A 25,458-nucleotide genomic window follows, 5' to 3' on the forward strand; every position below is an offset into this window, starting at 1 on the left:
ATGAAAACAACAACATTTATAAATACAGTATTAGTATGCACTATTTTATTACAAATAACATCGTGCAATAAAAATAACAAAATTATCTCTAATAGTTCTAATCCCTATAACTCAAAGACAGATTCTATAATAAATTTAATGACAATTGAAGAAAAAATTGGTCAATTAAATTTACCTTCATCTGGCGATATCACTACAGGTCAAGCACAAAGTTCAGATATTGCTAAAAAAATTGAAGAAGGAAAAGTTGGCGGTTTATTCAATATTAAATCTGTAGAAAAAATTAGAGAAGTTCAAAAAATTGCAGTTGAGAAAAGTCGCTTAAAAATTCCTCTTCTTTTTGGTATGGATGTAATTCATGGTTACAGAACAACATTTCCAATTCCATTAGGGTTATCTTGCTCTTGGGATATGGAAATGATTGAAAAAACAGCAAGAATGGCCGCAATTGAAGCGAGTGCAGACGGGCTAAACTGGACATTCTCTCCAATGGTTGATATATCAAGAGATCCACGTTGGGGACGTGTTTCTGAAGGCTCTGGTGAAGACCCATATTTAGGTAGTGAAATTGCAAAAGCAATGGTTAAAGGCTACCAAGGAGACGACTTGAAAGCAAATAATACTTTAATGGCTTGTGTAAAACATTTTGCTTTATATGGAGCATCTGAAGCTGGTAGAGATTATAATACTGTTGATATGAGTAAAATTAGAATGTACAACGAATATCTTCCACCATATAAAGCAGCTATTGATGCTGGTGTAGGAACCGTTATGGCAGCATTTAATGAAATTGACGGCGTACCATCTACTGGGAACAAATGGTTATTAACTGACTTGTTACGAGATGATTGGAAATTCAACGGATTTGTAGTAACCGATTATACAGGTATCAATGAAATGGTTGAACATGGGATGGGTGATTTACAAACAGTATCAGCTTTAGCCTTAAATGCAGGTACAGATATGGATATGGTTGGTGAAGGCTTTTTAACTACAATACAAAAATCTATTGATGAAGGTAAAATTTCTATAGAACAATTAAATGCTGCAGTTAAAAGAATACTAATTGCCAAATATGAATTAGGGTTATTTGATAATCCTTATAAATATTGTGATCAAAACAGAGCAAAAACTGAAATTTACACCAAAGAAAATAGAGATTTTGCAAGAAAAGTTGCCGCAGAATCAATGGTATTGTTAAAAAACAACAATAATATTTTACCTTTAAAAAAATCAGGAACTATAGCTTTAATTGGACCATTAGCTGATACTCCTGAAAATATGGCGGGTACTTGGAGTGTTGCCACTAAACAAAGTGAATCTATTTCCTTTCTTGATGGAATTAAAACAGTTGTAGGTGATAAAGCATCTATTCTTTATGCAAGAGGTAGCCATTTAGACTACGACAAAGAATTTGAAAAAATTGCCACAATGCATGGTAAAGCTCTAAAAAAAGAGAGTAGAACAAATGAAGAATTGAAAGCTGAAGCATTAAAAATTGCAGCAAAAGCAGATGTTATTGTCGCAGCCTTGGGTGAATCTGCAGAAATGAGTGGCGAATGTAGTAGTAGAACGAATATTGATATTCCTCAAGTTCAAAAAGATTTATTAAACGCTTTATTAAAAACTGGTAAACCTGTGGTTTTGGTACTTTTTACTGGAAGACCTTTAGTATTAGTTGAAGAAAACAATTCAGTTCCAGCAATATTAAATGCTTGGTTTTCAGGAAGTGAAGCTGGATTAGCAATTTCTGATGTATTATTTGGAACAGTAAATCCATCAGGTAAAATTACTGCAACTTTTCCGCGTAGTGTAGGGCAAATTCCTATTTATTATAGTTACAAAAATACTGGTAGACCATTAGATAATACTGAAGGAAAATTTGTGAAATTCCTTTCAAATTATATTGATGAAAGAAATGAACCACTATTCCCTTTTGGCTATGGTTTAAGTTATACCAGTTTTAAATATGACAATATAAAACTTAGTTCTGATAAATTATCAGAAAATCAATCAATAACAGCTTCTGTTGATGTAACAAATACTGGTAATTATGATGGTAAAGAAATTGTGCAATTATATATCAGAGATTTAGTAGGATCAGTAACTAGACCTGTTAAAGAATTAAAAGGATTTCAAAAAATAGAATTAAAAAAAGGCGAAACTAAAAAAGTAACATTTACAATTACAATTGAAGATTTAAAATTCTACAATTCCAATTTAAGTTTTGAGGCTGAACCTGGGGATTTTGAAGTTTTTATAGGAACAAATTCATCAGAAAATTTAAAATCTACTTTTAAACTTCTTTAATAATTTAATAAACTCAACTAATGGTGCGCAAAATAAAGATTGTTAAAATAACATTGATTATTACAATATTAATTTCAATAACTTCAATAAAAGCTCAGCAAAAAACATATTGTAACCCTATAAATATTGATTATGGTTATACCCCTATTCCAAATTTTTCAGAACAAGGTAAACACAGAGCTACTGCCGATCCAGTTATTGTTAATTTTAAAGGAAAATATTTTTTATTTTCAACAAATCAATGGGGTTATTGGTGGAGCAACAACATGCTTAACTGGAATTTTGTATCTAGAAAATTTTTATTACCTCAACATAAGGTTTACGATGAATTATGTGCACCAGCAGTATTTGTTATGAAGGATGAAATGTATGTAATTGGCTCTACACATGGTCCAACTTTTCCTATTTGGAAGAGCAAAAATCCAACAAAAGATGAATGGGAAATTGCAGTTGATTCATTAAAAGTTGGCGCATGGGATCCAGGATTTTTATATGATCAAGAAAAAGATAAGTTATTTTTATATTGGGGATCTAGTAATCAATTTCCACTATTAGGTACAGAAATTAATACCAAAACATTACAATCTGAAGGTTATGTAAAACCTTTAATTTCTTTACAACCTGAGGATCATGGATGGGAGCGTTTTGGCGAATATAATGATAATTCTTTTTTACAACCTTTTATGGAAGGTGCTTGGGTTACAAAATATAACAATAAATATTACCTACAATATGGTGCTCCTGCAACGGAATTTAGTGGTTATGCAGATGGTGTTTATGTTAGTAACAGCCCATTAGATGGATTTGCATATCAATCACATAATCCATTTGCATATAAACCTGGAGGATTTGCAAGAGGCGCTGGTCATGGTGCAACATATCAAGATAATTTTGGTGAATGGTGGCACGTTTCGACTATTATTTTAGGAGTTAAAAATAATTTTGAAAGAAGAATTGGCATTTGGCCTGCAGGTTTTGATAAAGATGATGTGTTATATTGCAATACCGCATATGGAGATTACCCAACCTATTTATCTAAAGAAAAAGCTAACCATATGGAAGGATTATTTTCAGGTTGGATGCTTTTAAACTATAATAAACCAGTACAAGTATCTTCAACTTTAGGAGGTTATCAGGCAAATTATGCTGTAGATGAAAATATGAAAACATATTGGTGTGCAGAAACAGGAGATAAAGGTGAATGGTTACAAACAGATTTGGGGGAGATTTCAACAATTAATGCTATTCAAATTAATTATGCCGATCAAGATGTTGAATTTTTAGGGAAAACAATTGGCACTTTCCATCAATATAAAATTTACAGTTCAAATGATAATAAAAAATGGAAGATTGCAATTGATAAAAGTAAAAATACAACTGATGTTCCACATGATTATATTGAATTAGAAAAACCTATAAAAGCTCGTTATTTAAAATTAGAAAACATTACTATGCCTACTGGTAAGTTTGCCATTAGTGGATTTAGAGTGTTTGGAAAAGGAAATGGTGAAGTACCAAAACCTGTTGAAAAATTTATAGTACTACGCGCATCTGCAAAAAAATATGGTGAAAGAAGAAGTTCATGGATTCGTTGGCAACAAAATAACGATGCTGATGGTTATGTAATTTATTTTGGTAAATCTGCCGATAAATTATATGGCAGTATTATGGTTTATGGACAAAATGATTATTTTTTCACTGGAATGGATAGAACAGATGCTTACTATTTTCAAATAGAGGCATTTAATAATAATGGCATTTCTGTAAGATCTGAGGTTGTTTTTTGCGAGTAAAATAAAATTTATAATTATGCCTTAAAGTTTTTAGTAACAATTTTTTTAATTGAATTGTTTAGAGCAGTTAAACCTTTATAGCTAGTGTGTTCTAAAATTATTATAACCAAATCTTCTTCAGGATATCTTGTTAAAGAGGTACTAAATCCATTCCAATTTCCGTGATGATAAATTGCTTTTTCATCTCTTTCATCAATTCTAAATCCAAAACCATATGGTATTTTTCTCCCATTAATAGTTTCTCCTTTTGAATACATTAAATTTAAAGATTCTTCAGAAAGTATCAATCCATTATTTAATCCTAATGTCCATTTTAACAAATCTTCACAAGTAGAATATACATTTTTATCACCTACAATTGCATCATTTAAAGATTTATTAATTCTAAAATGCTTCCAACCTTTCACTAATTTATATCCATCTAATTGGTTTGTTCTAACACTATCCATTTCAAAGCTATAAACAAATGAATCTTTCATTTGAAGAGGCTCAAATATGTTTTGCTTTATAAAATCTCCAAAACTCAAACCTGATACTTTTTCAACTATTGATGCTAAAACAAAATATCCGGTATTTGAATAATCAAATTTTTGACCTGGTGAAAAAAATCTTTGAACATTTACAGAATCTAACAACTGCATCATTTCACTATTTGTAGGTGGTTTTTGCTGTTTCCACTTATTATCTGTCACCCAAAAATACTTTGGCAATCCGGCTGTATGATTTAATAAATTTTTTATAGTAACATTTTCATACGGAAAATTGGGAAAATAATTATTCACCAAATCGTTTAACTGCACTTGATTTCTCTCATACAACAACATAATTGCCGCAGCCGTAAATTGCTTACTAACAGATGCTAATTGAAAAGTAAAGCCATCATTTAAAGGCTCTTTTCTATTGAAATTTGCGTAACCAATTTGGTTTTCATACAATATTTTACCATTTTTAGCTACCAATAAAGATCCATGAAAATCGTTTCTTTTGTGAACTCTTTGTAATAATGAATCTAATTTTAGACTCACATATTTACTTTCATTTTTAGAATAATGCTCAATTACAATTGATGTAGCTTTCTCAGTATCTTTGACTGATGAACTAATTACCTTCTTACTATTTTCGGAAGATCCAGACCTTGCGCTGAGTATAAAAATTGACAAAGTAATTACTAAAACTGGGGGTAAATATTTATAAGAAATCTTCAAAAGTTTAATATTGGGGTTTATTTAAAGGTCGCAATTTAAGCATCCAAATTAATATTTCAAAAGGTTGCGATATATTTAACTTATTTTTTTAGATTTTAAAATAACTATAGATGTTTATGTATTTGTAATAACTTATTTTGTTCATCTCAATTATTTAATTTCATTTAACATACAGGTATAAAAAGAAAGGAATGCAAAAAAACTAGAACATTAGTACTTTTAAATAAAATCTACCATTTCATTGGTTAAGCGTGTAGAAAGGTTTTCACTACCATTTTTATGTTACAATTTTTACTATGTTTCTTTTTTATTACTTAAAATTATTTATTGTTTTGATAGCTATGAAATTGTTTAAAAAAAATTACATTAGCAATAAATTCAAACTTTTTTAATCAATTTAAAAAAATATGAGATTAAATGATTCTAAAATACTAGAAAAATTAAAAAAAGAAGATTATTCTGGCTATAGAATTTTATTTGATCAATATTATAAACCACTTTGTATATATTCATTAAAATATTGCGATTCATTTAGTCAAGCAGAAGATATTGTTCAAGAGTTATTTGTAAAGTTTTGGAATGATAAATTATATATGAAATTAAATGGAAGTATTGGACCATACCTTTTTAAATCTGTAAAAAATAATACATTACTATTTATTAAAGATAAAGGTAAGTATCAATTTGAAGATATTGAAAATCAATTGAATCAACTGATGGAAGATGAAATAATAGATTTTGAAAATATTGAAAAAGAAAAAATTAAAATATACCAAGAAATTGAAGCTCTACCTGAAAAATGTAAAGAAGTATTTAAGGCAATAGTTATTGAAAATTTAAAATACAAAGAAGTTGCTGAACAACTTGGGGTTTCAGTAAATACTATTAAAACACATTACTCGAGAGCTTTAAAACAGCTTAGACATTCCTTAGACATTATTATACTTTTATTCTTAGTTTAAAAAATAATTAAAATTTCTTTCACCCATTTTTAGCATTATGCAATACTATTAATATATACAATATTGAGAGTTTGAAATGCAAGAAAATAATATAAACTTTTTACAACTGATTCAGGATTATTTATTGAAGGAAATAAGTGATAATGATTTTATGCTTTTGAAATCATGGATTTATGAAAAACCTGAAAACAAAAAAATATTTGAGGAATATTTACTACTTTATAAAAAAACAAGAGAAATCGCTTTTATTGAAAAAATTGATATTAAGAACTCTTGGGAAAAAATTGAATCTCGTTTAAATAAACCTAACAAAACACCTAGCTTAATTTTAATAAAATTTAAAAAAACATTTAAATATGTAGCTGTGTTTATTGCATTTTTAGGAGTTAGCTATTTCTTATTTAATCAAAACAAACCTTCAAGTAATACTCAAAATCAACTAATTATTGCTCAAGAGAGTATTAAACTTGAACTTGAAAATGGTGATATTAAAATTATTAGTGCTGATGGTACTGAAAAATTAACAAATAAATCTGGACAAATTGTAGCCGAACAAGCAGGAAATTCTTTAACCTATAATAAAAAAAGCAATCATGATATTTTGGAATATAATAAGCTTATTATCCCAAATGGTAAAAAGTTTCAAATTGTTTTATCTGACGGCACAAAAATTTACTTAAACTCAGGAACAACTTTAAAGTATCCGGTAAAATTTATTGCAGGAAATAATAGACAAGTTTATTTGTTAGAGGGTGAAGCGTATTTTGATGTTGCAAAAGATGCAAAACATCCATTTATTGTAAATAGTGAAAATATGAATGTGAGAGTTTTAGGAACAGAATTCAACATGTCTTCATATCCTGAAGATAATTCAATTAACACTGTACTAGTTGAAGGTTCTGTGAGTGTTTTTGAAAAAGAAACATCCTATGATAAAAATACTTCTATAGAATTAAAACCTGGTTTTAAAGCCTCATGGAATAAAGCTGAAAATAAAGCAGCTATTGATAAAGTAGATGTAAGTATGTATACAGGCTGGGTTGATGGAAAACTAATCTTTAAAAACACCCAATTTAAAAATATTATTAAAAAATTGGAAAGACATTACAATGTTACTATAACTAATAATAATCTTAAATTAAATGAACAATATTTTGACGCAACTTTTGATATTGAAACCATTGAGCAAGTGTTAAATTCTTTCAATAAAAGTTATAAAATTGAATACAAAATAGAAAATAATCAAATATATATTAACTAATTAAATAATTACAACCATATGAATTGAAACTATTTTTAAATCAATTCACTTTAAATAAAAAAAACGGAAGATGCTACGAACATCTCCCGCTAATAAATAAAGTGAATTAAATTATTATTAACCACTAAACAAACCAAATGTATGAAAAATCTTATTAAGAATAAGAGCATGACCTTATTCTCCTTAAAATTTAATTTAAAAATGAAATTAACAACATTTTTACTAATTATTTCCATATTTAAAATTGGAGCCAACAACTATGCTCAAAATACCAAAATAACTTTAAACCTTCAAAATGTAACAATTGAAAAAGTTTTAAATGAAATTGAGGTTAAAACCGACTTTAAATTTCTATTTAATAGGAATGATATTGATATAAACAAAATAGTATCAGTAAATGTTGATAAGGAAAAAGTAAAAAACATTCTAAATAATATGTTTTTAGATATGCCAGTTTCTTTTGAATTACTTGACAAACAAATTATTATAAAAAAAACACTAGAAATTAAAGAGAAAAATCAGATTAATTTAATAAAAAATCAACAAATAGAAATTAAAGGTAAAGTTACAGATGCTTTTGGCACTCCACTTCCTGGTGTTAATATTATAATTGTTGGTACGGTTAAAGGAACTGGAACCGATTTTGATGGAAATTTTACTCTTGAAGCAAAAGAAGGAGATATTATTGAATTTTCTTTTATAGGAATGAAAACTGAAAGAGTGACCGTTGGAACATCTACAGTAATCAATGTTAAATTAACTGAGGATTCTGCATCTTTAGATGAAGTGGTAGTAGTCGGTTACGGAACGCAAAAAAAGAGCGATGTAACAGGTGCTGTTGGTCAAGTTAAAGCTGAAAAATTAACAAAAGTTGTTACCACAAACCCAATGGATGCTTTACAAGGTCAAGTTTCAGGTGTTTCAGTAACCTCTTCAACTGGTGCTCCAGGTGGAGTTGCAGATATATTAATTAGAGGAATTGGTAGTTTTGGAAATAATCAACCACTCTTTATTGTTGATGGTATTCAAGCTGACCCATACTTTATAGATTCCAAAAATATAGAATCTATCGAAGTTTTAAAAGATGCAGCATCAGGTGCAATTTATGGGACCAAAGCTGCAAATGGAGTAATCATTATTACAACTAAAATAGGAAAAAAAGGAAAACCAGTTGTTGATTTTGAATCTTCAGTAAGTATTAATACAGCAAGAGATAGAATGAATCTGTTAGACGCTAACGGCTATGTTAAAGTTCATAAACAAATGTATGAAAATGCAGGAGTAAGCCTTCCTCAATATATTCAAAATCAACCAAATGTTAATACAAATTGGATTGATCAAACACATAGAGGTGGACAATTAAGTCTAATGTCCGTTAGAGCTAGTGGAGCAACTGATAATGTTAATTATAGTGTTGGAGGAAACTTTGCCGATGAAAAAGGATTGTTAATTGGTTCTCAATTTTCAAAAAAAGGAATATTTTCTAATATTGGTATTAACAAAGGAAAATTTACTATTAATACGAATTTAAATTATAGTGAAACGTATCAAGAAGCTTATAAATTCTCAATTAGAGAAACCTATTTTATTTCACCGTTAATTCCAGTTTTTGATGAATCTAAGGTGTCTGGATATGGATATAGAGATGGAGATATTCCAGATCATAGAAATCCTATTGCAGAAGATCATTTTATTGAAGGATATTCTAAATTAAAATATTTTTTAGGGAATGTAAGTGTTGGATATGAATTAAAAGAAGGTTTAACAGCCAAAGCAAATTTCTCAGTTTCTAATAGGGCTAATAACAGTTTTAGTTTTCATAAGCCTTTTAAATCAAGAGATATTGATGATAATCCACAAAATGAATATGCTTTTATTTCAGAATTTAATAGTGAATTCAGACGGATTAATCAAGAATACATTTTAAATTATAAGTTTGATGTTGATAAACATTCAATTGATTTATTAGCAGGTTATCAAAGAATTTCCGAACCTTATAAAGAAGCATATGTTCAAGCAGAAGGTTATAAAATTGAAAGTGAGATTGTAAATGGAGAAATAGTTGATACTAAAGTTCCAGCACTTATTTTAGATTCAAATTTCAAAACCTTAAATGCTTTTAGTGATGGAACTTATTCAGGAAGAGGAACAAATGCAGAATATAGTTTAGTATCACAATTTGGTAGAGTAAACTATTCTTTTGATAGCAAATATTTATTGCAAGCTTCTCTTCGTAGAGATGGTAGTTCTAAATTTGGTAAAAATAATCAATATGGGGTTTTTCCTTCATTTGCTTTAGGCTGGAAAATTACGGAAGAAGACTTTATGAAAAATCAAGATGTTTTTGAATTTTTAAAACTGAGATATAGCTGGGGACAAGCAGGTAATGATAGTGCTCTAGGATATTATGATTATGTTGCACTTATTTCTCAAGGTAAAAGTCAAGATGATGGTGGTTATGTTTTCGGAAACCCACAAACTTCTTATATTGGAAGTATAGCTAGAGACTTACAAAATGATGATTTACAGTGGGAAACAAATACATCTTCAAATATAGGGATGGATTTTAGTTCATTAGAAAGCAAGTTAAAAGGTTCTTTAAATTATTATTATACAACAACTTCAGATTTGCTTATTACAAAAGTTGTTTCACCTTCCGCAGGAATTAATAACCCAATTGTTAACGTTGGAGAATTTGTAAATAAAGGTTTTGAATTTGAACTAGGTTTTATTAATAACTATAATAATTTTAATTATTCTGCATTTGCAACGTTTACCACTATAAATAGTGAAGTTACTAAATTAAGTACATCAGATCAGGTTTTATATGGGGATGGACTAAAATTTGGTTCTGACCATTTTGTAAATCAAACAAAAGTTGGTTATGAACCTGGCGCTTTCTTTTTACCAGTTGCTGATGGAATATTTCAAAATCAAGTAGAAATCGAAGCTCACGAAGCTCAGCCAGATGCAGCTCCTGGAGATATTAGATTCATTGATCAAAATCATGATGGAGAAATCAATGAGGCTGATGAAACATACCAAGGTACAGCAATACCAAAATTTGAATATAGCTTAAACCTATCAGCTGATTATAACAATTTTGATTTTAGCATATTTTTTCAAGGAGTTGGAGGTAATAAAATTTACAATGGTAACAGTTTTGAAATGTTAGGAATGGATGTTGGTAAAAATTTTAGAACTGAAACTTTAAATGCTTGGACACCACAAAATACGAATACAAATATTCCAAGAGCCGTTCTTGGAGATCCAAATCAAAATAATAGAGCATCTACTAGATTTTTAGAAGATGGAGGTTATTTAAGAGTTAAAACTATACAAGTTGGGTATTCTCTTCCTTCAGAAGTTGTTGAAAGTTTAGATATCAGTAAATTTAGAGTCTACATAACTGGTCAAAATCTATTTACGTTTACAAATTACAGTGGTTTAGATCCAGAAGTTGCGGGAGATATATTATCAAGAGGTATTGATAGAACGTTATATCCAAAATACAAATCGTTAATATTTGGGTTACAACTAAAATTTTAAAAACAACTTAAAAATATAAAAATGAAAAATATATATAAAATATTTATAGCTTCTATTTTATTAGTTGTTATAGCATCATGTAATGATGATGAGTTTATTGAACAAACATCTCCAGATCAATTGACTTCACTATCTTTTTGGAGAAACTTAGAGGATGCCCAATCAGGTTTAACAGCTGCATATTCTGAATTAGAATCAAGAAGTAATTTTTGGGATGGTTGGCAAGAAGGAAGACCAGTGGTAGAATATTTTAGATCAGATTATGCTCTTCCAGGACCAGATGCAATTAATTATGCGCATTGGATGTCAATTTTTAATTTTAATTACACTAATGGACATACGTTTGTTGATGTTTTATGGGGGACTAATTATAAAGGATTGAATTTTGCTAATCAGGTAATTACTAAAGTAGGAGAAATGACTTTAGAACAAATATCTGACGCTGATAAAAAGCAAATTATTGGTGAGGCGACATTTTTAAGAGCCTATTACCATTTTAAATTATTAACACTATATGAACAAATAATTATAAGAGATCAAATTATAACCCAGGAAACTTTAGATAAACCATTATCTACAAGGCCAGAGGCATGGGATGCCATAATAACTGATTTTAGTAATGCAGCAGAAATGTTGTCATCAACAAATACACCTGAAAATTATGGTAGAGCAACTAAAGGAGCTGCTTTATCTTATTTAGGAAAAGCATATTTATATAAAGCTGGTGATCCAACTTCATCAGAAAATGATGATTTTCAAAATGCAGTAATCGCCTTAAAACCTGTTGTTGAGGGTGCTGTTGGAAGTTATGGATTAGAACCAAATTTTTCAAGTTTATTTAATGGCGAAAATGAAAATAGCCAAGAATCTATCTTTGAACTGCAATTTAAAAGTGGAGATGCTACATCATGGAATGCAACAAGGTTACATGCCTTTGTTGGAGACTGGTCAGTTGGTGGCTGGGGTGGTATTGAAGCAACAATGGCTGTTGTCAATGAAATGAAAAAAGAAGGAAAGATTGCGTCAAATGGTTTATACGATAATAGATTATATGGATCACTTTATTTTAGAGATTCTTTTTATAATGATACGAATACAAATGAAATGCAAGGAAGTACTTGGGATAATTTGATGAATTCAACTTATGGAGATATTTATGAAAATCATGCGTATTTTAGAAAATGGTTGCCAAATTATGTTTGGAATAATGGATACGTAGGTGTAAATGTTGTTTTAATGCGCTATGCTGATGTTTTATTAATGTATGCCGAAGCATTAAACGAAACAGGAAATACGCCATTGGCTATTCCAATAATAAATAATATTAGAAATGTTCATGGTTTTATGCCTCAAATAACAGTCACTTCAAAAGAAGCAGTTAAGGCACAAATAATTCATGAGCGCACCATGGAATTGACACTTGAATCTGTTCGATTTTTTGATTTAAGAAGATGGGGAATGTTAGATCAAGCTATGCAAGCGGCAGGAAGAAGCAATTTTAGTGCTGCAGCACATGCGTATTTACCAATTCCATTAAGTGAAATAAATTCTAATTCTAATGTTAATTAATAGAATGTTTTAAGGTTTGTTTAATATACGGAGCAATAAAATTGCTCCGTATATTCACATACATAAATTAATTTTTTATTGAATTATCTTATTGATGTTTTTAGTACATCAACTACTTTTTAAGTTTATTCTTCATATTTTTATTATATAAATTATAACTAAATGAAATCAATTCTTTCGTTTCTTTCAATAGTTTTAGTTTTTACTAGTTGTAAAACTGAAATAGAAAAGTCAGGTTTAATTAATAACACAACTCAAATTTCAAATGTTTTAAATTTTAACGGAACTCCAAAAACTGCTTTTGATAAAAAAATGCTTATGTTTTCGGATCAAGGAGCTTGGTTTGCATACAGTTTTCCTGATACAATTTCTAACTTTGGTGGTTTTTCTGGACCATTTTTAATGACACAACAAAACGGAGTTTGGAGTAGTGCAAATCTATCTCAATTAGTTTTAAAAGATGTTAATTGGAAATCTATTGAAACGAATAGTTATGCAAGTCATTTAGAGCAAATTTTTAAAAGTGATAGCTTAGAATTGAAACAACAACTTGTTTTTAGTTCTGGTCATACAGCACTTATAAAATCTGAGATTACAAATATTAGTAATAAAGAAGCTGAACTATCAATTCATTGGAAAAATCAACCAATTTTAGCTGAAGGTATTGAAATTACTTCATCAAAAAACGAAGTGATTATTAAATCAACAAAAACTAATGCAATAGGTCATCTCCTATTTCCAAAAGGGACATCAATTAAAAACACAGATAGTACTTATAGTACTGAATTAGAAAATATTTCGTTAAAACCAAATCAAGTCAAAGAAATAACCATTTCACAAACTTTTATTTTTACAGAGTATTCATGGGAAAAAGAGAAAGAATCACTTTTAGCCACTTCTTTTGATTCCGTTTTAACAATTAGAAAATTGGAAAAGGAAGCACAATTTTTATCATTAAAAAATAATTTAAAGTCTCAATTTAAGGACAGCATTTACCAACAAGTTTTAGCAAAATCACTCGTAACACTTCAAAATAATTGGCGTATTGCAGCAGGTGAACTTAAATATGAAGGTTTGTTTCCTAGTTATCATTATGAATGGTTTCACGGATTTTGGTCTTGGGATTCTTGGAAACATGCTGTTGGATTGTCATATTTCAATACCAATTTAGCAAAAAACCAAATGCGAGCACTTTTTGATTTTCAAAAAGAAGATGGGTTTATAGTTGACTGTATTTATAGAAACACATCTATTGAACCTCATAATTATAGAGATACTAAACCACCTCTTTCGGCTTGGGCTGTTGAAAAAATTTATGAAATAGATAAAGATTTGGAATTTGTTAAAGAAATGTATCCTAAATTAAAGAAATATCATAATTGGTGGTATAACAAAAGAGATCACGATAAAGATGGATTGTGCGAATACGGCTCAACTGATGGTTCTTTAATTGCAGCTAAATGGGAAAGTGGTATGGACAATGCTATCCGTTTTGATGATTCCAAAATATTAAAAAATGGAGATGGAGCCTATTCTTTAAATCAAGAAAGTGTTGATTTAAATGCTTATTTATATGCTGAAAAAAAATATTTAATACTATTAGCTGAAGCATTAAACTTAACCGAAGATGCTAAAACTTATAAAAAAGAAGCTGCCCTATTAAAAACCAACATTCAACAACAATTTTATGACACTAAAGATGGTTGGTTTTATGATACTAATTTAGAAGGAACAGTATTTATTAAAGGAGAAGGAAGTGAAGGCTGGACAGCACTTTGGGCAAATGCAGCGACACATGAGCAAGCAGAAGCTGTAAAAAATAAAATGATGAATCCTTTAAAATTTTATACCAAAGTTCCTTTTCAAACTATGAGTGCAGATCACTCAAAATTTGATCCGTTAAACGGTTATTGGAGAGGTCCAAATTGGTTAGACCAGGCTTATTTTGGTGTAAAGGGATTGCGAAATTATGGATTTAATGTTGAAGCTGACAAAGTCACTGTTCAAATTTTAAATGGTGCAGAAGGCATTTTAGGAAAGGGCAAATCTATTAGAGAAAATTACCACCCAGTAACAGGTGAAGGTTTAAATGCCGAAAATTTTAGCTGGAGTGCCGCACACATTATTATGCTTTTAACGGATTAACACCTATGAACTACAACAATTTAAAAATTTCAATTAAGCAAGCTGAAGAAATACTTTTAAATCTTTATGACATTAAAGGAAAAGTGCTTGAACTTCCTGGTGAAGTTGATTTTAATTTTAGAATTAAAATTGAAAATGAAGAAGGTTTTATTTTAAAAATATCTAGACCAAATGAAGATTTAAAATACCTTGATTTTTATCAAAAATTGTTGCAATACGTTGAAAAAAATGATAGTAATTTAATTGCCCCTCAAGTTATAAATGATATTAAAGGCAACTCAATATCAAACATTACTGATGTGCATGGAAGCATTAGAAAAGTAAGATTACTTACTTGGATTCCTGGAAGAATATGGAACGATGTAAACCCACAATTAGATGGTCTTCGTTTAAGTTTAGGAGAACAATGCGGATTGCTAACTAAAGCTTTACTTGGATTTGAACACCCTGCTGCCACTAGAGAATTTGTATGGGAAATCAATCAATCTTTATGGACTAAAGAGTACATTCATTTATTTAATGAACAAGAAAAGGAAATTATAACCTATTTTCAAAATCTTTTTGAAGCTAATTTTAATGATTTTCAAAAACTTAGAAAATCGGTTGTTCATAATGATGCAAATGAAAATAATATTATTGTAACTAAAAATTTAAAAAACCCAAAGGTTACCGCAATTATTGATTATGGAGATGCCGTATATACTCAGATTATTAATGATTTAGCTGTTACTTGTGCCTATGCAGTTATGAATCATTGTAACCCATTAGATGCGGCTTTGCCAATTATAAAGGGATATCATTCTAAATTTCCATTAACTGAAAAAGAGTTAATTCATTTATATGTTGCTATTGCAATGCGATTGGTTATATCAGTGACAAAATCGGCTTTAAATAAAATTGAAGAACCTGACAATACGTATTTGGTTGCTAGTGAAAAACAAGCTTGGGAAGTATTAAAAAAGTGGTTTTTAATTTCTCCTGATTTTGCACATTATTGTTTTAGAAATGCTTGTAACTTTTCTGCACATCCCAATGAAGTTAACTTCAAAAAATGGGCTTCTCAAAATTCTTTTCAATTAAATGATTTATTTCCTACCATCAAAAAAAATGAAATACAACCTTTAGATTTAAGTGTTTCAAGTACATGGATAGGGCATCAAGAAGAGTTCAATGATTTGGATTTATTTGAATATAAAATTAATAAATTACAAAAAGAAGAAAATGATAAAATTATAGCTGGTGGCTATTTAGAACCTAGACCAATTTATACTTCATCTGCGTTTGACAGTATTGGAAATAATGGGAGAGAAAGTAGAACTGTGCATTTAGGTGTAGATTTTTGGTTACCAAATACTACACCTATACACGCTTTATTTAATAGTGAAGTTGTTACAGCTGTTATTGATGCTGGTTATAAATTGTATGGTGGACTTCTAATTTTAAAACACCAAGTTGAAGGATTAACATTTTTTACATTATACGGACATTTAAGTGTTGACAGTATTTCAACCAAAAAAATTGGAGATACTATTAAAAAAGGTGATGTTATTGGTTTTTTAGGAAATAAACTAGAAAACGGTAACTGGGTTCCTCACCTACATTTTCAAATAATGCTTTCTATGCTAAATTATAACATTGATTTTCCTGGAGTAGCGTTTCATAAACAAATTGATGTTTGGAAAAGCATTTGTCCAAATCCAAATTTTCTTTTTAATACAAAAGGTCTTCAACAACCTAAAACGAATTCAAATGAAGCGTTACTATTATACAGAAAACAACATTTAGGAAAAAGTTTAAGCTTGCAATATCACGTACCAATAAAAATGGTTCGCGGTTTAGGCTCCTATCTAATGGATCAGTTCGGAAAAAAATATTTAGATACGGTTAATAACGTTGCTCATGTTGGTCATGAAAATTACCATGTGGTAAAAGCTGGTCAAGAACAAATGGCTTTAGTTAACACCAATTCTAGGTACTTACATGAAAATATTAATCTGCTTACTAAAGAATTATTAGAAACGTTACCTCCAGAATTAAATGTAATTCATTTTGTTAATTCAGGAAGCGAAGCTAATGAGCTAGCTATTAGAATGGTAAAAGCGGTTACTGGCGAAAGAGATATCATAGCTTCTGAGGTTGGATATCATGGGAATTCTAATATGTGTATAGCAATAAGCTCCTATAAATTTGATGGTAAAGGAGGAAAAGGAGCTCCAAAATATACTCATATATTTCCTTTGCCAGATACTTTTAGAGGTAAATATAGAGGAAATACCGTTGGAGACAGTTATGCTGAAGAAGTGAAAAAACGAATTAAAAAGATACAAAATAAAGGTAGAAATGTTGCAGGATTTATTATTGAGCCAATAATTAGTTGTGGCGGACAAATAGAACTACCAACCGGGTTTTTATCTAAAGCTTACCAATATATTAGAGAGGCTGGAGGTATTTGTATCTCAGATGAGGTGCAAACAGGTTGTGGTAGAATGGGTAAAACTTTTTGGGGTTTTCAATTGCATAATGTTTTACCAGATATTGTAACTATTGGAAAACCTATAGGAAACGGACATCCGTTAGCTGCTGTTGTTTGCACACAAGAAGTTGCGGAAAAATTTGCCAATGGGATGGAATATTTTAATACGTTTGGAGGGAATCCAGTTTCTTGTGCAATTGGTACCGAAGTTTTATGCTTTGTTAAGAGAGAAAAATTACAAGAAAACGCATTAATTATTGGGGAATATTTAAAATCTGAATTAAAAAAACTTGCCATAGAATTTCCAATTATTGGAGATGTTCGTGGGCAAGGTTTGTTTCTTGGAGTAGAATTAGTTGATGAAAAAAGAAATCCGCTAAAAGCACAAACAAACTATTTAGCCAATAGAATGAAAGATTATGGAATATTAATGAGTACTGATGGTCCAGATCATAATGTGCTAAAAATAAAACCACCTATTGTTTTCAATAAAGAAAACGCCAAAGAATTAATTTTCTACTTAAAAAAAATATTTGCAGAAGACTTTATGAAGTCTTATTAATCCAAAGATTAGAAAAACAATGAAATTAAAATTAATAGTATTTGTAATTGCTGTCATAGTTATAAGTTGTAAACAACAGCAACTTATACCTGTTCCTGAGCAAAAAAATCATTTCAATCATCAAATTTATGAAGAAAGTAAGTTACCTCCAAGGGCTACTTTTTTTGGAACTGAATCAGTTCAAATTATTGAAAAAGAAAATTCTAATCGTTTTATCAGCCTAAATGGCAATTGGAAATTTCATTTTGTAAAAGACCCTAAACAGCGACTCACTACCTTTCAAAACATACATTTTGATGATAGTGATTGGGCGACAATACCAGTTCCAGCAAACTGGGAGGTTGAGGGTTACGATTATCCAATTTATTTAGATGAACGTTATCCTTTTGATACTAAATGGCCTGATGCACCAACTGATTACAATCCCATTGGAACTTATAGAAAAGAAATTAACCTTTCAAAAGAATTTTTAGCTGAGGACATTGTTCTTCATTTTGCAGGAGCTAAATCGGCTATGTATGTATATATAAATGGTGATTATGTTGGTTATTCACAAGGTAGTAAAACACCTGCAGAATTTAACATTTCAAAATATCTTAAAGTTGGAAAGAACTTAATTGCATTACAACTATTCCGTTGGAGCGACGCTAGTTATTTGGAAAGTCAGGATATGTTACGAATGAGCGGTATTGAGCGAGAAGTTTATTTGTATTCACAACCAAAAGTAACGGTTTCAGATTATTACACCTATTCAAGTTTGGATGAATCATATATCCAAGGAATTTTTAAAGGAATGGTTTCTATCACTAATAATTCTTCAGGGAATGCTTCAAGAAATGTTGTTCTTGAATTGTTGGATGGAGAAAAATCAATTATTAAAGAAACTAAAACGTTAGAAATTGCTGCTAATACCTCCATAGATTTTACCTCTGAAAATATAATTGAAAGGGTAAAACAATGGTCGGCTGAAAATCCAAATTTGTATACATTGAAAATTTCATTGGAAGACGAAATCAACTCTAAAAACAACACATATATTACAAGATATGTAGGTTTTAAAAGGGTAGAAATTAAAAACAGTCAGGTTTTAATTAATGGAAAAGCGATTTATATTAGAGGTGTTGATAGACACGAGACAGATCCTTTTACAGGACATGTAGTCTCTCGTGAATCTATGGAAAAAGACATCAAGTTAATGAAGCAAAACAACATAAATGCTGTTAGGAGCTCTCATTATCCAAACGATCCTTATTGGTTAGATTTATGCGATAGATATGGTTTATACGTGGTAGACGAAGCTAATATAGAAAGTCATCCTTTAGCTATTGATGAAAATACACAGATTGGAAATGAAATGAGTTGGTTACCTGCGCATATGATGCGAATAAAGCGTATGTTTTACCGAGATAGAAATCATCCTTCAATTTACGCTTGGTCACTTGGAAATGAAGCTGGTGAAGGGGAAATTTTTAGAACTACCTATAAATGGTTAAAAGACCACGATAACAATAGAATTGTTCAATATGAACCTGCAGGCAAAGAAGATTATACTGATTTATATTGCCCAATGTATCCAAAACCTGAAGATTTAATTGCTCATGGAAAATCAAATTCAAAGAAACCATCCATCATGATAGAGTATGCGCATGCAATGGGGAATTCCGTAGGGAATTTACAAGATTACTGGGATATTATTGAAATGTATCCTAACCTCCAAGGAGGCTTTATTTGGGATTGGGTTGATCAAAGTTTGGAATACAAAGATGAAAACGGAAAACCTTATTTGGCATATGGGCACGATTTTCATCCCGACTTACCTACCGATGGTAATTTTTTAAACAACGGTTTGGTTGATCCTTATCGCAATCCTCATCCACATTTGACTGAAGTAAAAAAAGTTTATGAACCTGCACAGTTTTATTATTTAGGAAACGGCGAAATTGAAATTGAAAACAAAAACTTTTTTACAGACTTTTCAGATAAAAATATTGTTTGGAAAATATTAGCTGATGGTGAAACTTTATTAGAAGGAAGCATTCCTAGTGTTAAGGTACCACCTCAACAAAAAAAGAGTTTTATTTTACCACATTTTCCTAAAAATTTTGACTCTAGTGTAGAGTACATTCTAGAAGTAAGACTATTTCAAAAATATGCTGCAAATTTATTATCTATAGGTCATGAAATTGCTTGGGATCAATTTATATTAAATAAAGCTGATAGAAAATCAGTTCTAAATTCAACAGGAAACACGTTAGAAATTATTTCTTCTGAAAACGGAATTGAACTAAAAAATGATATAACTAATTTAAAATTAAACGCTAAAACTGGAGAAATTATTTCTTGGGTATTTGACGGAAAAGAAATTACAAACGAACCTATACGCCCTAATTTTTGGAGACCTCCAACAGATAACGATTTAGGAAATGGAATTGATAAATGGGCTAAAATTTGGCAAAATGCAACTTATAATTATACTGCAAAGTTAATTGAAACTCCTAAAAGTACTGCATTGGGAATCTCTTATAAAGTTGCTTATAATCTTCCCAATAACGAAGCAAATGTTAGTATCAATTATAACCTTCAAGTCAATGGAAATTTAAAAGTTGACTATAGTTTTATACCAACTAAAAAAGATCTTCCTAATATTCCTAGATTAGGTATGTATGTAACTTTACCTAAAGATTTTACAGTGGTATTTTGGTATGGTAATGGACCTGAAGAAAGTTATTGGGATAGAAAAACGGGTGTTAGAGTGGGTGTGTATTCAGGAGAGATAGAAGCGCAGTTCCATCGTTATGTTAGACCACAAGAAACAGGTAATAAAACGAATGTTAGATGGATGAAATTAGCTTCTAAAACTATGAATTTAAAAGTTTCATCCGAAACACAATTATTAAATGCAAGTGTTTGGCCCTTTGATATGAAAGAACTTGATTTTAATAGTGATGATGCAGTAAAATCAGCATCAGGTTTAGTTCCAGTAACTAAAAAACACGGCGCAGACATTAAAATTGGTAAAACCATTCAATGGAATATTGATTTTTTACAAATGGGGGTTGGAGGTGATACGTCTTGGGGAAGATTACCACATTCCGAATATATGATTTCAGCGAATAAAAATTACAATTATTCATTTACCATTCTACCAACCATAAAAAAATAGTTGAAAGAATCATAGACAATTACTTTCAGAATTGTACAGTGCTAATTTAAAACAGCCAAAAGAATATAATTATATATGATACCAGTACTACTTTTAATGACAATTGGTTTTATTCTTGGATATGTGCTCCGAAATAAAACCAAATTCATTCAATTTTCAAACAAGGCTACAACACTCATAATTTATTTATTATTATTTCTATTAGGAATTGGTGTCGGTTTAAATGAAACTATTATTTCTAATATGGATACTATTGGTTTACAAGCTATTTTAATAACTTTTGGAGCCGTTTTAGGAAGCCTAATTTTTGCGTATATCACTTATAAATTATTCTTTATTCAAAAAAATGAAAAATAGCATCATCATACTTTTAATGTTTATACTGGGTGTAGTTTTAGGACTGTACAAATTCTTGCCAGATTTTTTGATTACAAATGATTTTTCTAAATACTCATTATATGCTTTAATGTTTTTTGTAGGTATTGGTATTGGAGCAGATGCTGATGCGCTTAGTATAATTCGTAAAACAAAAATTAAAATTATACTCGTTCCATTTTGTGTTATTTTTGGTTCATTATTAGGAGCGGCAATAACCTCTTTTTTTATTTCTGAAATTAGTATGGCAGAAACTATGGCTGTAGCTGCTGGATTTGGATATTATAGTTTGTCTTCAATATTTATAACAGAAATTAGTGGAGAAACCTTAGGTGTTATCGCCTTATTATCTAATATTTCAAGAGAAATAATTACGCTTTTAGCAACACCTTTTTTTGTGAAATATTTTGGTAAATTAGGAGGTATAGCTTCAGGTGGAGCTACGTCAATGGATACTTGTTTACCTATTATTTCAGAAAGCACAGGAAAAGAATGGGCTATAATTGCTGTTTTCAGTGGTGTTGTATTAACTATATTTGTACCATTTTTAGTTCCTTTTTTATTAACATTTATTTAAACTAATATGACTTAAGAGATAAAAAATAGATTGCTATAATTTGTTTTATTCTCTATAGCGTTATAATTGGTGTTGGTATCAAAAATTTGCAAAGAATTGATCTATAACTCTGGAAAAAAAGAAAAAATAATAAAATAAAGTTATCTTCTGAAGACACTTATAATATAAGAATTTATTTAACTCCAGATTCTAATTTATATGGCACAATAGTATAAAATCTTCAACATAGCCTTATTTTGATAAGAATAATTATTTACATATGGCTTCAAAAGGAATTACAATTAATTATGTAGCCTTTATTCAGAACTAGTCACCAACGTTTGGATAAATCCCCATTAGCATCATAAATTTTGGGATTTGAATAATTCTTTTTCATAGACAAATCGTATGCACTTTCGTATGCATTTTGACTATCAAAGATAAGAAATTTGTTAAAATTAAACATAAAAAAACAGTTTAGGAATCTAAACTGTTTTTTTACATTGTTTTAAAAATAGTAGCGGGAACAGGACTCGAACCTGTGACCTTCGGGTTATGAGCCCGACGAGCTACCTACTGCTCTATCCCGCGATTTGGATTGCAAAGATACATGTTTTTTCAAAAAAACAATAAGTTTTTACAAAATAAAAATATTAAAGTTTACCTTTGCACTCTTAAATCTTGAAAATGAAGCACAAAGCAGGTTTTGTAAATATTATTGGAAATCCAAATGTTGGAAAATCAACATTAATGAATGCATTTGTTGGTGAAAGATTATCAATCATCACATCAAAAGCACAAACAACCCGTCACAGAATTTTAGGAATTGTGAATGGTGATGATTTTCAAATTTTATTTTCTGATACTCCCGGAATTATAAAACCAGCTTACGAATTACAAGTTTCAATGATGGATTTTGTAAAATCTGCATTTGAAGATGCAGATGTGCTTATTTATATGGTTGAGCCAGGTGAAAAAGAATTAAAAGATGAACAATTTTTTAATAAAATTAAAAACTCTAAAATTCCAGTTTTATTATTAATTAATAAAATTGATACCTCAACACAAGAAGTAATTGAAGAAAAGGTATTGTATTGGAAAGATAAAGTACCAAATGCTGAAATTTTTGTAATTTCTGCCTTAGAAAATTTTAATATTGAAGCTGTTTTTAATCGTATTTTAGAAGTATTACCAGAATCTCCTGCCTTTTATCCAAAAGATCAATTAACAGATAAACCCGAACGTTTTTTTGTAAACGAAGCTATTCGTGAAAAAATATTGTTGCATTATAAAAAAGAAATACCATATTCTGTTGAAATAGACACTGAAGAATTTTTTGAAAGCGATAAAATTATTAAAATTCGATCAGTAATTATGGTTGAACGAGAAACTCAAAAAGGAATTATTATTGGTCATAAAGGAGCGCCGTTAAAGCGAGTAGGTACGGAAGCTAGAAAAGATTTAGAAAAATTCTTCAACAAAAAAATACATTTAGAATTATATGTAAAAGTAAATAAGGATTGGAGAAACGACAAACGTCAATTACGCCGTTTTGGCTATAATGATTAGTTATTTTTGCAAAGTTTTCATCATAAATTGATATAATTCATCCATTTGTTTATTTCCAGTACTTTTTCCTAATCTACCTAAAAAGTACATTAAAACCCAAACAATAGGCAATGCAATAACAATGGTTAAAGCAAGAGAAAAATCTGTTTTTAAACTCCACTGTACATAAGCCATTACGGCAAAACCAATAAAAGCAACCGCTACAGCAAAATGAAAAAACATAAATAAAGTCCAAACTTGCGGTTTTGGTCCAAACAATCCTTTTACAATAGTTTTATCAATGTCAGTTTGTTCAATTTCAATATTTAATTGTGGCGACCAAAAATGATTTTCATTTTTTGGAACATCAATAACAATATGACCATCAACAATTTTACTACAATATTTACAATCGCCGTCACTTAAATTAGCTTTAAATTTAGAAATTAAATCATCCTGATTTTCATTTAATTCCATTTTAAACCTTGGACGCAAATGAATATTGCTGTTTGTATTTGTGGTCATAAATCATAAAAATTTGTTTTGAAATATACACATTTTTATCAAATGTCTAATTTAGAGATGTTAATACTTAAATTACCAAAATAAAATTATGTAATTTTGCAAAAAATTTAAAAACACGAATGAGTAATATAGTAGCCATAGTAGGAAGACCAAATGTTGGAAAATCAACATTGTTTAATCGTTTAGTACAACGAAGAGACGCCATTGTTGATGCGGTAAGTGGTGTTACAAGAGATAGACATTACGGTAAAAGCAACTGGAATGGTAAAGAATTTTCGGTAATTGATACCGGTGGATATACCGTTGGTTCTGATGATATTTTTGAAGAAGAAATTAGAAAACAAGTTAATTTAGCCATTGAAGAAGCTGATATTATTGTTTTTGTAGTTGATGTTGAAGAAGGAATATCTCCAATGGATGAAGAGGTTGCTAAATTATTACGAAAAGTTAAAAAGCCAATTTTTATGGCAGTTAACAAAGTTGACAACTCTATGAGAGATGCTAACGCCGTAGAATTTTACAATTTAGGATTAGGTGAATATTACACAATTTCATCTATTAATGGAAGTGGAACTGGAGAGTTGTTAGATGCAATGGTTGAAGAAATGACTGATATTATTGAAGAAGAAACTGAACTGCCTCGTTTTGCAGTTGTTGGTCGTCCAAATGCAGGAAAATCTTCATTTATAAACGCATTAATTGGAGAAGAAAGAAATATAGTAACAGATATTGCAGGAACAACACGTGATACCGTTGATACAAAATACAATCGTTTTGGGTTTGATTTTAATTTAGTTGATACGGCTGGCATTAGAAAAAAATCGAAAGTAAAAGAAGATTTAGAATTTTACTCCGTAATGCGCGCTGTAAAAACCATCGAGTTGTGTGATGTTGCTATTTTAGTTTTAGATGCTACGCGTGGTTTTGAAGGACAAGATGAAAACATTTTTTGGCTGGCTGAAAAAAACAAAAAAGGAATTATTATTTTAGTGAATAAATGGGATTTGGTTGAAAAAGAAACCAATACAATGCGTGATTTTGAAGCTCAGATAAGACGAGAAATTGCTCCATTTACCGATGTGCCAATTATTTTTATTAGCGCATTAACAAAACAACGTATTTTTAAAGCAATTGAAACTGCTGTTGAAGTTTATGAAAACAGGAAAAAACGTATTACTACTAGCAAATTAAATGATACGATGTTGGAAATTATAAAACACAATCCACCACCATCTAACAAAGGAAAATTTGTAAAAGTTAAATACTGTATGCAACTTCCTACACCAACACCTCAATTTGTATTTTTTTCAAATTTACCGCAATACGTGAAGGATCCTTATAAACGCTATGTTGAAAATAAAATGCGAGAAATATTTGACTTTAAAGGGGTTCCTATAGTAATATATTTTAGAAAAAAATAATTAAAATGTTGGTTAAGTATCTTTTTATAAAATGCTTAACC

General features: G+C 29.7%; 15 protein-coding genes and 1 tRNA gene. 13 read left to right on the top strand and 3 right to left on the bottom strand.

Features of this window, described 5'->3' with window-relative positions; translation table 11 throughout:
• Both bglX and BM335_RS06955 read left to right on the top strand, forming a co-directional pair.
• Entirely contained in the window at positions 1-2,310 is a 2,310-nt protein-coding gene (gene bglX / locus BM335_RS06950; protein WP_090224690.1) for a beta-glucosidase BglX, read from the top strand.
• A 20-nt stretch (positions 2,311-2,330) separates the two neighbouring features.
• Positions 2,331-4,103, top strand: coding sequence for a discoidin domain-containing protein (locus BM335_RS06955; RefSeq protein ID WP_090224693.1), 1,773 nt, complete (start codon positions 2,331-2,333; stop codon positions 4,101-4,103).
• Between the two features lie 14 nt (positions 4,104-4,117).
• Here the strand turns inward: BM335_RS06955 and BM335_RS06960 are convergent, their stop codons facing one another.
• On the bottom strand, positions 4,118-5,308 hold the full coding sequence (locus tag BM335_RS06960) for a serine hydrolase domain-containing protein (protein ID WP_090224695.1): 1,191 nt from the start codon (positions 5,306-5,308) through the stop codon (positions 4,118-4,120).
• Positions 5,309-5,715: 407 nt separating this feature from the next.
• Between BM335_RS06960 and BM335_RS06965 the strand changes: the two genes are divergently transcribed.
• The 9 genes from BM335_RS06965 to BM335_RS07005 all read left to right on the top strand — a co-directional run bounded on the left by BM335_RS06965 (position 5,716) and on the right by BM335_RS07005 (position 21,944).
• Complete coding sequence (locus BM335_RS06965) at positions 5,716-6,270, top strand: RNA polymerase sigma-70 factor (protein WP_090224698.1); 555 nt, start codon at positions 5,716-5,718, stop codon at positions 6,268-6,270.
• Between the two features lie 76 nt (positions 6,271-6,346).
• On the top strand, positions 6,347-7,531 hold the full coding sequence (locus BM335_RS06970; RefSeq protein WP_090224700.1) for a FecR family protein: 1,185 nt from the start codon (positions 6,347-6,349) through the stop codon (positions 7,529-7,531).
• Between the two features lie 201 nt (positions 7,532-7,732).
• The gene (locus tag BM335_RS06975; protein ID WP_245780628.1) at positions 7,733-11,080 is read left to right on the top strand and encodes a SusC/RagA family TonB-linked outer membrane protein; all 3,348 of its coding nucleotides are present in this window, start codon (positions 7,733-7,735) and stop codon (positions 11,078-11,080) included.
• A 21-nt stretch (positions 11,081-11,101) separates the two neighbouring features.
• Complete coding sequence (locus BM335_RS06980) at positions 11,102-12,649, top strand: RagB/SusD family nutrient uptake outer membrane protein (protein ID WP_090224704.1); 1,548 nt, start codon at positions 11,102-11,104, stop codon at positions 12,647-12,649.
• A 162-nt stretch (positions 12,650-12,811) separates the two neighbouring features.
• Positions 12,812-14,794 carry an MGH1-like glycoside hydrolase domain-containing protein gene (locus BM335_RS06985; protein WP_090224707.1) on the top strand — a complete coding sequence of 661 codons (1,983 nt, stop codon included), beginning with the start codon at positions 12,812-12,814 and terminating at the stop codon, positions 14,792-14,794.
• A 5-nt stretch (positions 14,795-14,799) separates the two neighbouring features.
• Complete coding sequence (locus BM335_RS06990; protein WP_090224710.1) at positions 14,800-17,829, top strand: aminotransferase class III-fold pyridoxal phosphate-dependent enzyme; 3,030 nt, start codon at positions 14,800-14,802, stop codon at positions 17,827-17,829.
• A gap of 19 nt (positions 17,830-17,848) precedes the next feature.
• Positions 17,849-20,992, top strand: a complete 3,144-nt coding sequence (locus BM335_RS06995) for a beta-galactosidase, LacZ type (RefSeq protein ID WP_090224713.1) — start codon at positions 17,849-17,851, stop codon at positions 20,990-20,992.
• A gap of 75 nt (positions 20,993-21,067) precedes the next feature.
• Positions 21,068-21,349 carry a LysO family transporter gene (locus BM335_RS07000; protein WP_090224715.1) on the top strand — a complete coding sequence of 94 codons (282 nt, stop codon included), beginning with the start codon at positions 21,068-21,070 and terminating at the stop codon, positions 21,347-21,349.
• Positions 21,339-21,944, top strand: a complete 606-nt coding sequence (locus BM335_RS07005; protein ID WP_090224718.1) for a LysO family transporter — start codon at positions 21,339-21,341, stop codon at positions 21,942-21,944. Before BM335_RS07000 ends, BM335_RS07005 begins: the two co-directional genes overlap by 11 nt.
• A 497-nt stretch (positions 21,945-22,441) precedes the next feature.
• On the opposite strand, the gene BM335_RS07010 is transcribed toward BM335_RS07005, so the two are convergent.
• Positions 22,442-22,514 (bottom strand) — tRNA-Met (locus BM335_RS07010).
• 96 nt (positions 22,515-22,610) lie between these two features.
• Between BM335_RS07010 and era the strand changes: the two genes are divergently transcribed.
• On the top strand, positions 22,611-23,492 hold the full coding sequence (gene era, locus BM335_RS07015) for a GTPase Era (protein WP_090224720.1): 882 nt from the start codon (positions 22,611-22,613) through the stop codon (positions 23,490-23,492).
• On the opposite strand, the gene BM335_RS07020 is transcribed toward era, so the two are convergent.
• The gene (locus BM335_RS07020; protein ID WP_245780629.1) at positions 23,493-23,996 is read right to left on the bottom strand and encodes a GTP-binding protein; all 504 of its coding nucleotides are present in this window, start codon (positions 23,994-23,996) and stop codon (positions 23,493-23,495) included.
• Positions 23,997-24,115: 119 nt separating this feature from the next.
• Here BM335_RS07020 and der point away from each other — a divergent pair, with 119 nt between their 5' ends.
• Positions 24,116-25,417, top strand: coding sequence for a ribosome biogenesis GTPase Der (gene der / locus BM335_RS07025; protein ID WP_090224724.1), 1,302 nt, complete (start codon positions 24,116-24,118; stop codon positions 25,415-25,417).
• The last annotated feature ends 41 nt before the right edge of the window (positions 25,418-25,458 follow it).

It is taken from the genome of Lutibacter maritimus (assembly GCF_900116115.1).
In the GTDB taxonomy this organism is placed as follows: domain Bacteria; phylum Bacteroidota; class Bacteroidia; order Flavobacteriales; family Flavobacteriaceae; genus Lutibacter; species Lutibacter maritimus.

Coding starts and splice junctions, on each gene's coding strand:
- bglX (WP_090224690.1), top strand. CDS start 1: ATGAAAACAACAACATTTATAAATACAGTATTAGTATGCACTATTTTA.
- BM335_RS06955 (WP_090224693.1), top strand. CDS start 2,331: ATGGTGCGCAAAATAAAGATTGTTAAAATAACATTGATTATTACAATA.
- BM335_RS06965 (WP_090224698.1), top strand. CDS start 5,716: ATGAGATTAAATGATTCTAAAATACTAGAAAAATTAAAAAAAGAAGAT.
- BM335_RS06970 (WP_090224700.1), top strand. CDS start 6,347: ATGCAAGAAAATAATATAAACTTTTTACAACTGATTCAGGATTATTTA.
- BM335_RS06975 (WP_245780628.1), top strand. CDS start 7,733: ATGAAATTAACAACATTTTTACTAATTATTTCCATATTTAAAATTGGA.
- BM335_RS06980 (WP_090224704.1), top strand. CDS start 11,102: ATGAAAAATATATATAAAATATTTATAGCTTCTATTTTATTAGTTGTT.
- BM335_RS06985 (WP_090224707.1), top strand. CDS start 12,812: ATGAAATCAATTCTTTCGTTTCTTTCAATAGTTTTAGTTTTTACTAGT.
- BM335_RS06990 (WP_090224710.1), top strand. CDS start 14,800: ATGAACTACAACAATTTAAAAATTTCAATTAAGCAAGCTGAAGAAATA.
- BM335_RS06995 (WP_090224713.1), top strand. CDS start 17,849: ATGAAATTAAAATTAATAGTATTTGTAATTGCTGTCATAGTTATAAGT.
- BM335_RS07000 (WP_090224715.1), top strand. CDS start 21,068: ATGATACCAGTACTACTTTTAATGACAATTGGTTTTATTCTTGGATAT.
- BM335_RS07005 (WP_090224718.1), top strand. CDS start 21,339: ATGAAAAATAGCATCATCATACTTTTAATGTTTATACTGGGTGTAGTT.
- era (WP_090224720.1), top strand. CDS start 22,611: ATGAAGCACAAAGCAGGTTTTGTAAATATTATTGGAAATCCAAATGTT.
- BM335_RS07020 (WP_245780629.1), bottom strand. CDS start 23,996: ATGACCACAAATACAAACAGCAATATTCATTTGCGTCCAAGGTTTAAA.
- der (WP_090224724.1), top strand. CDS start 24,116: ATGAGTAATATAGTAGCCATAGTAGGAAGACCAAATGTTGGAAAATCA.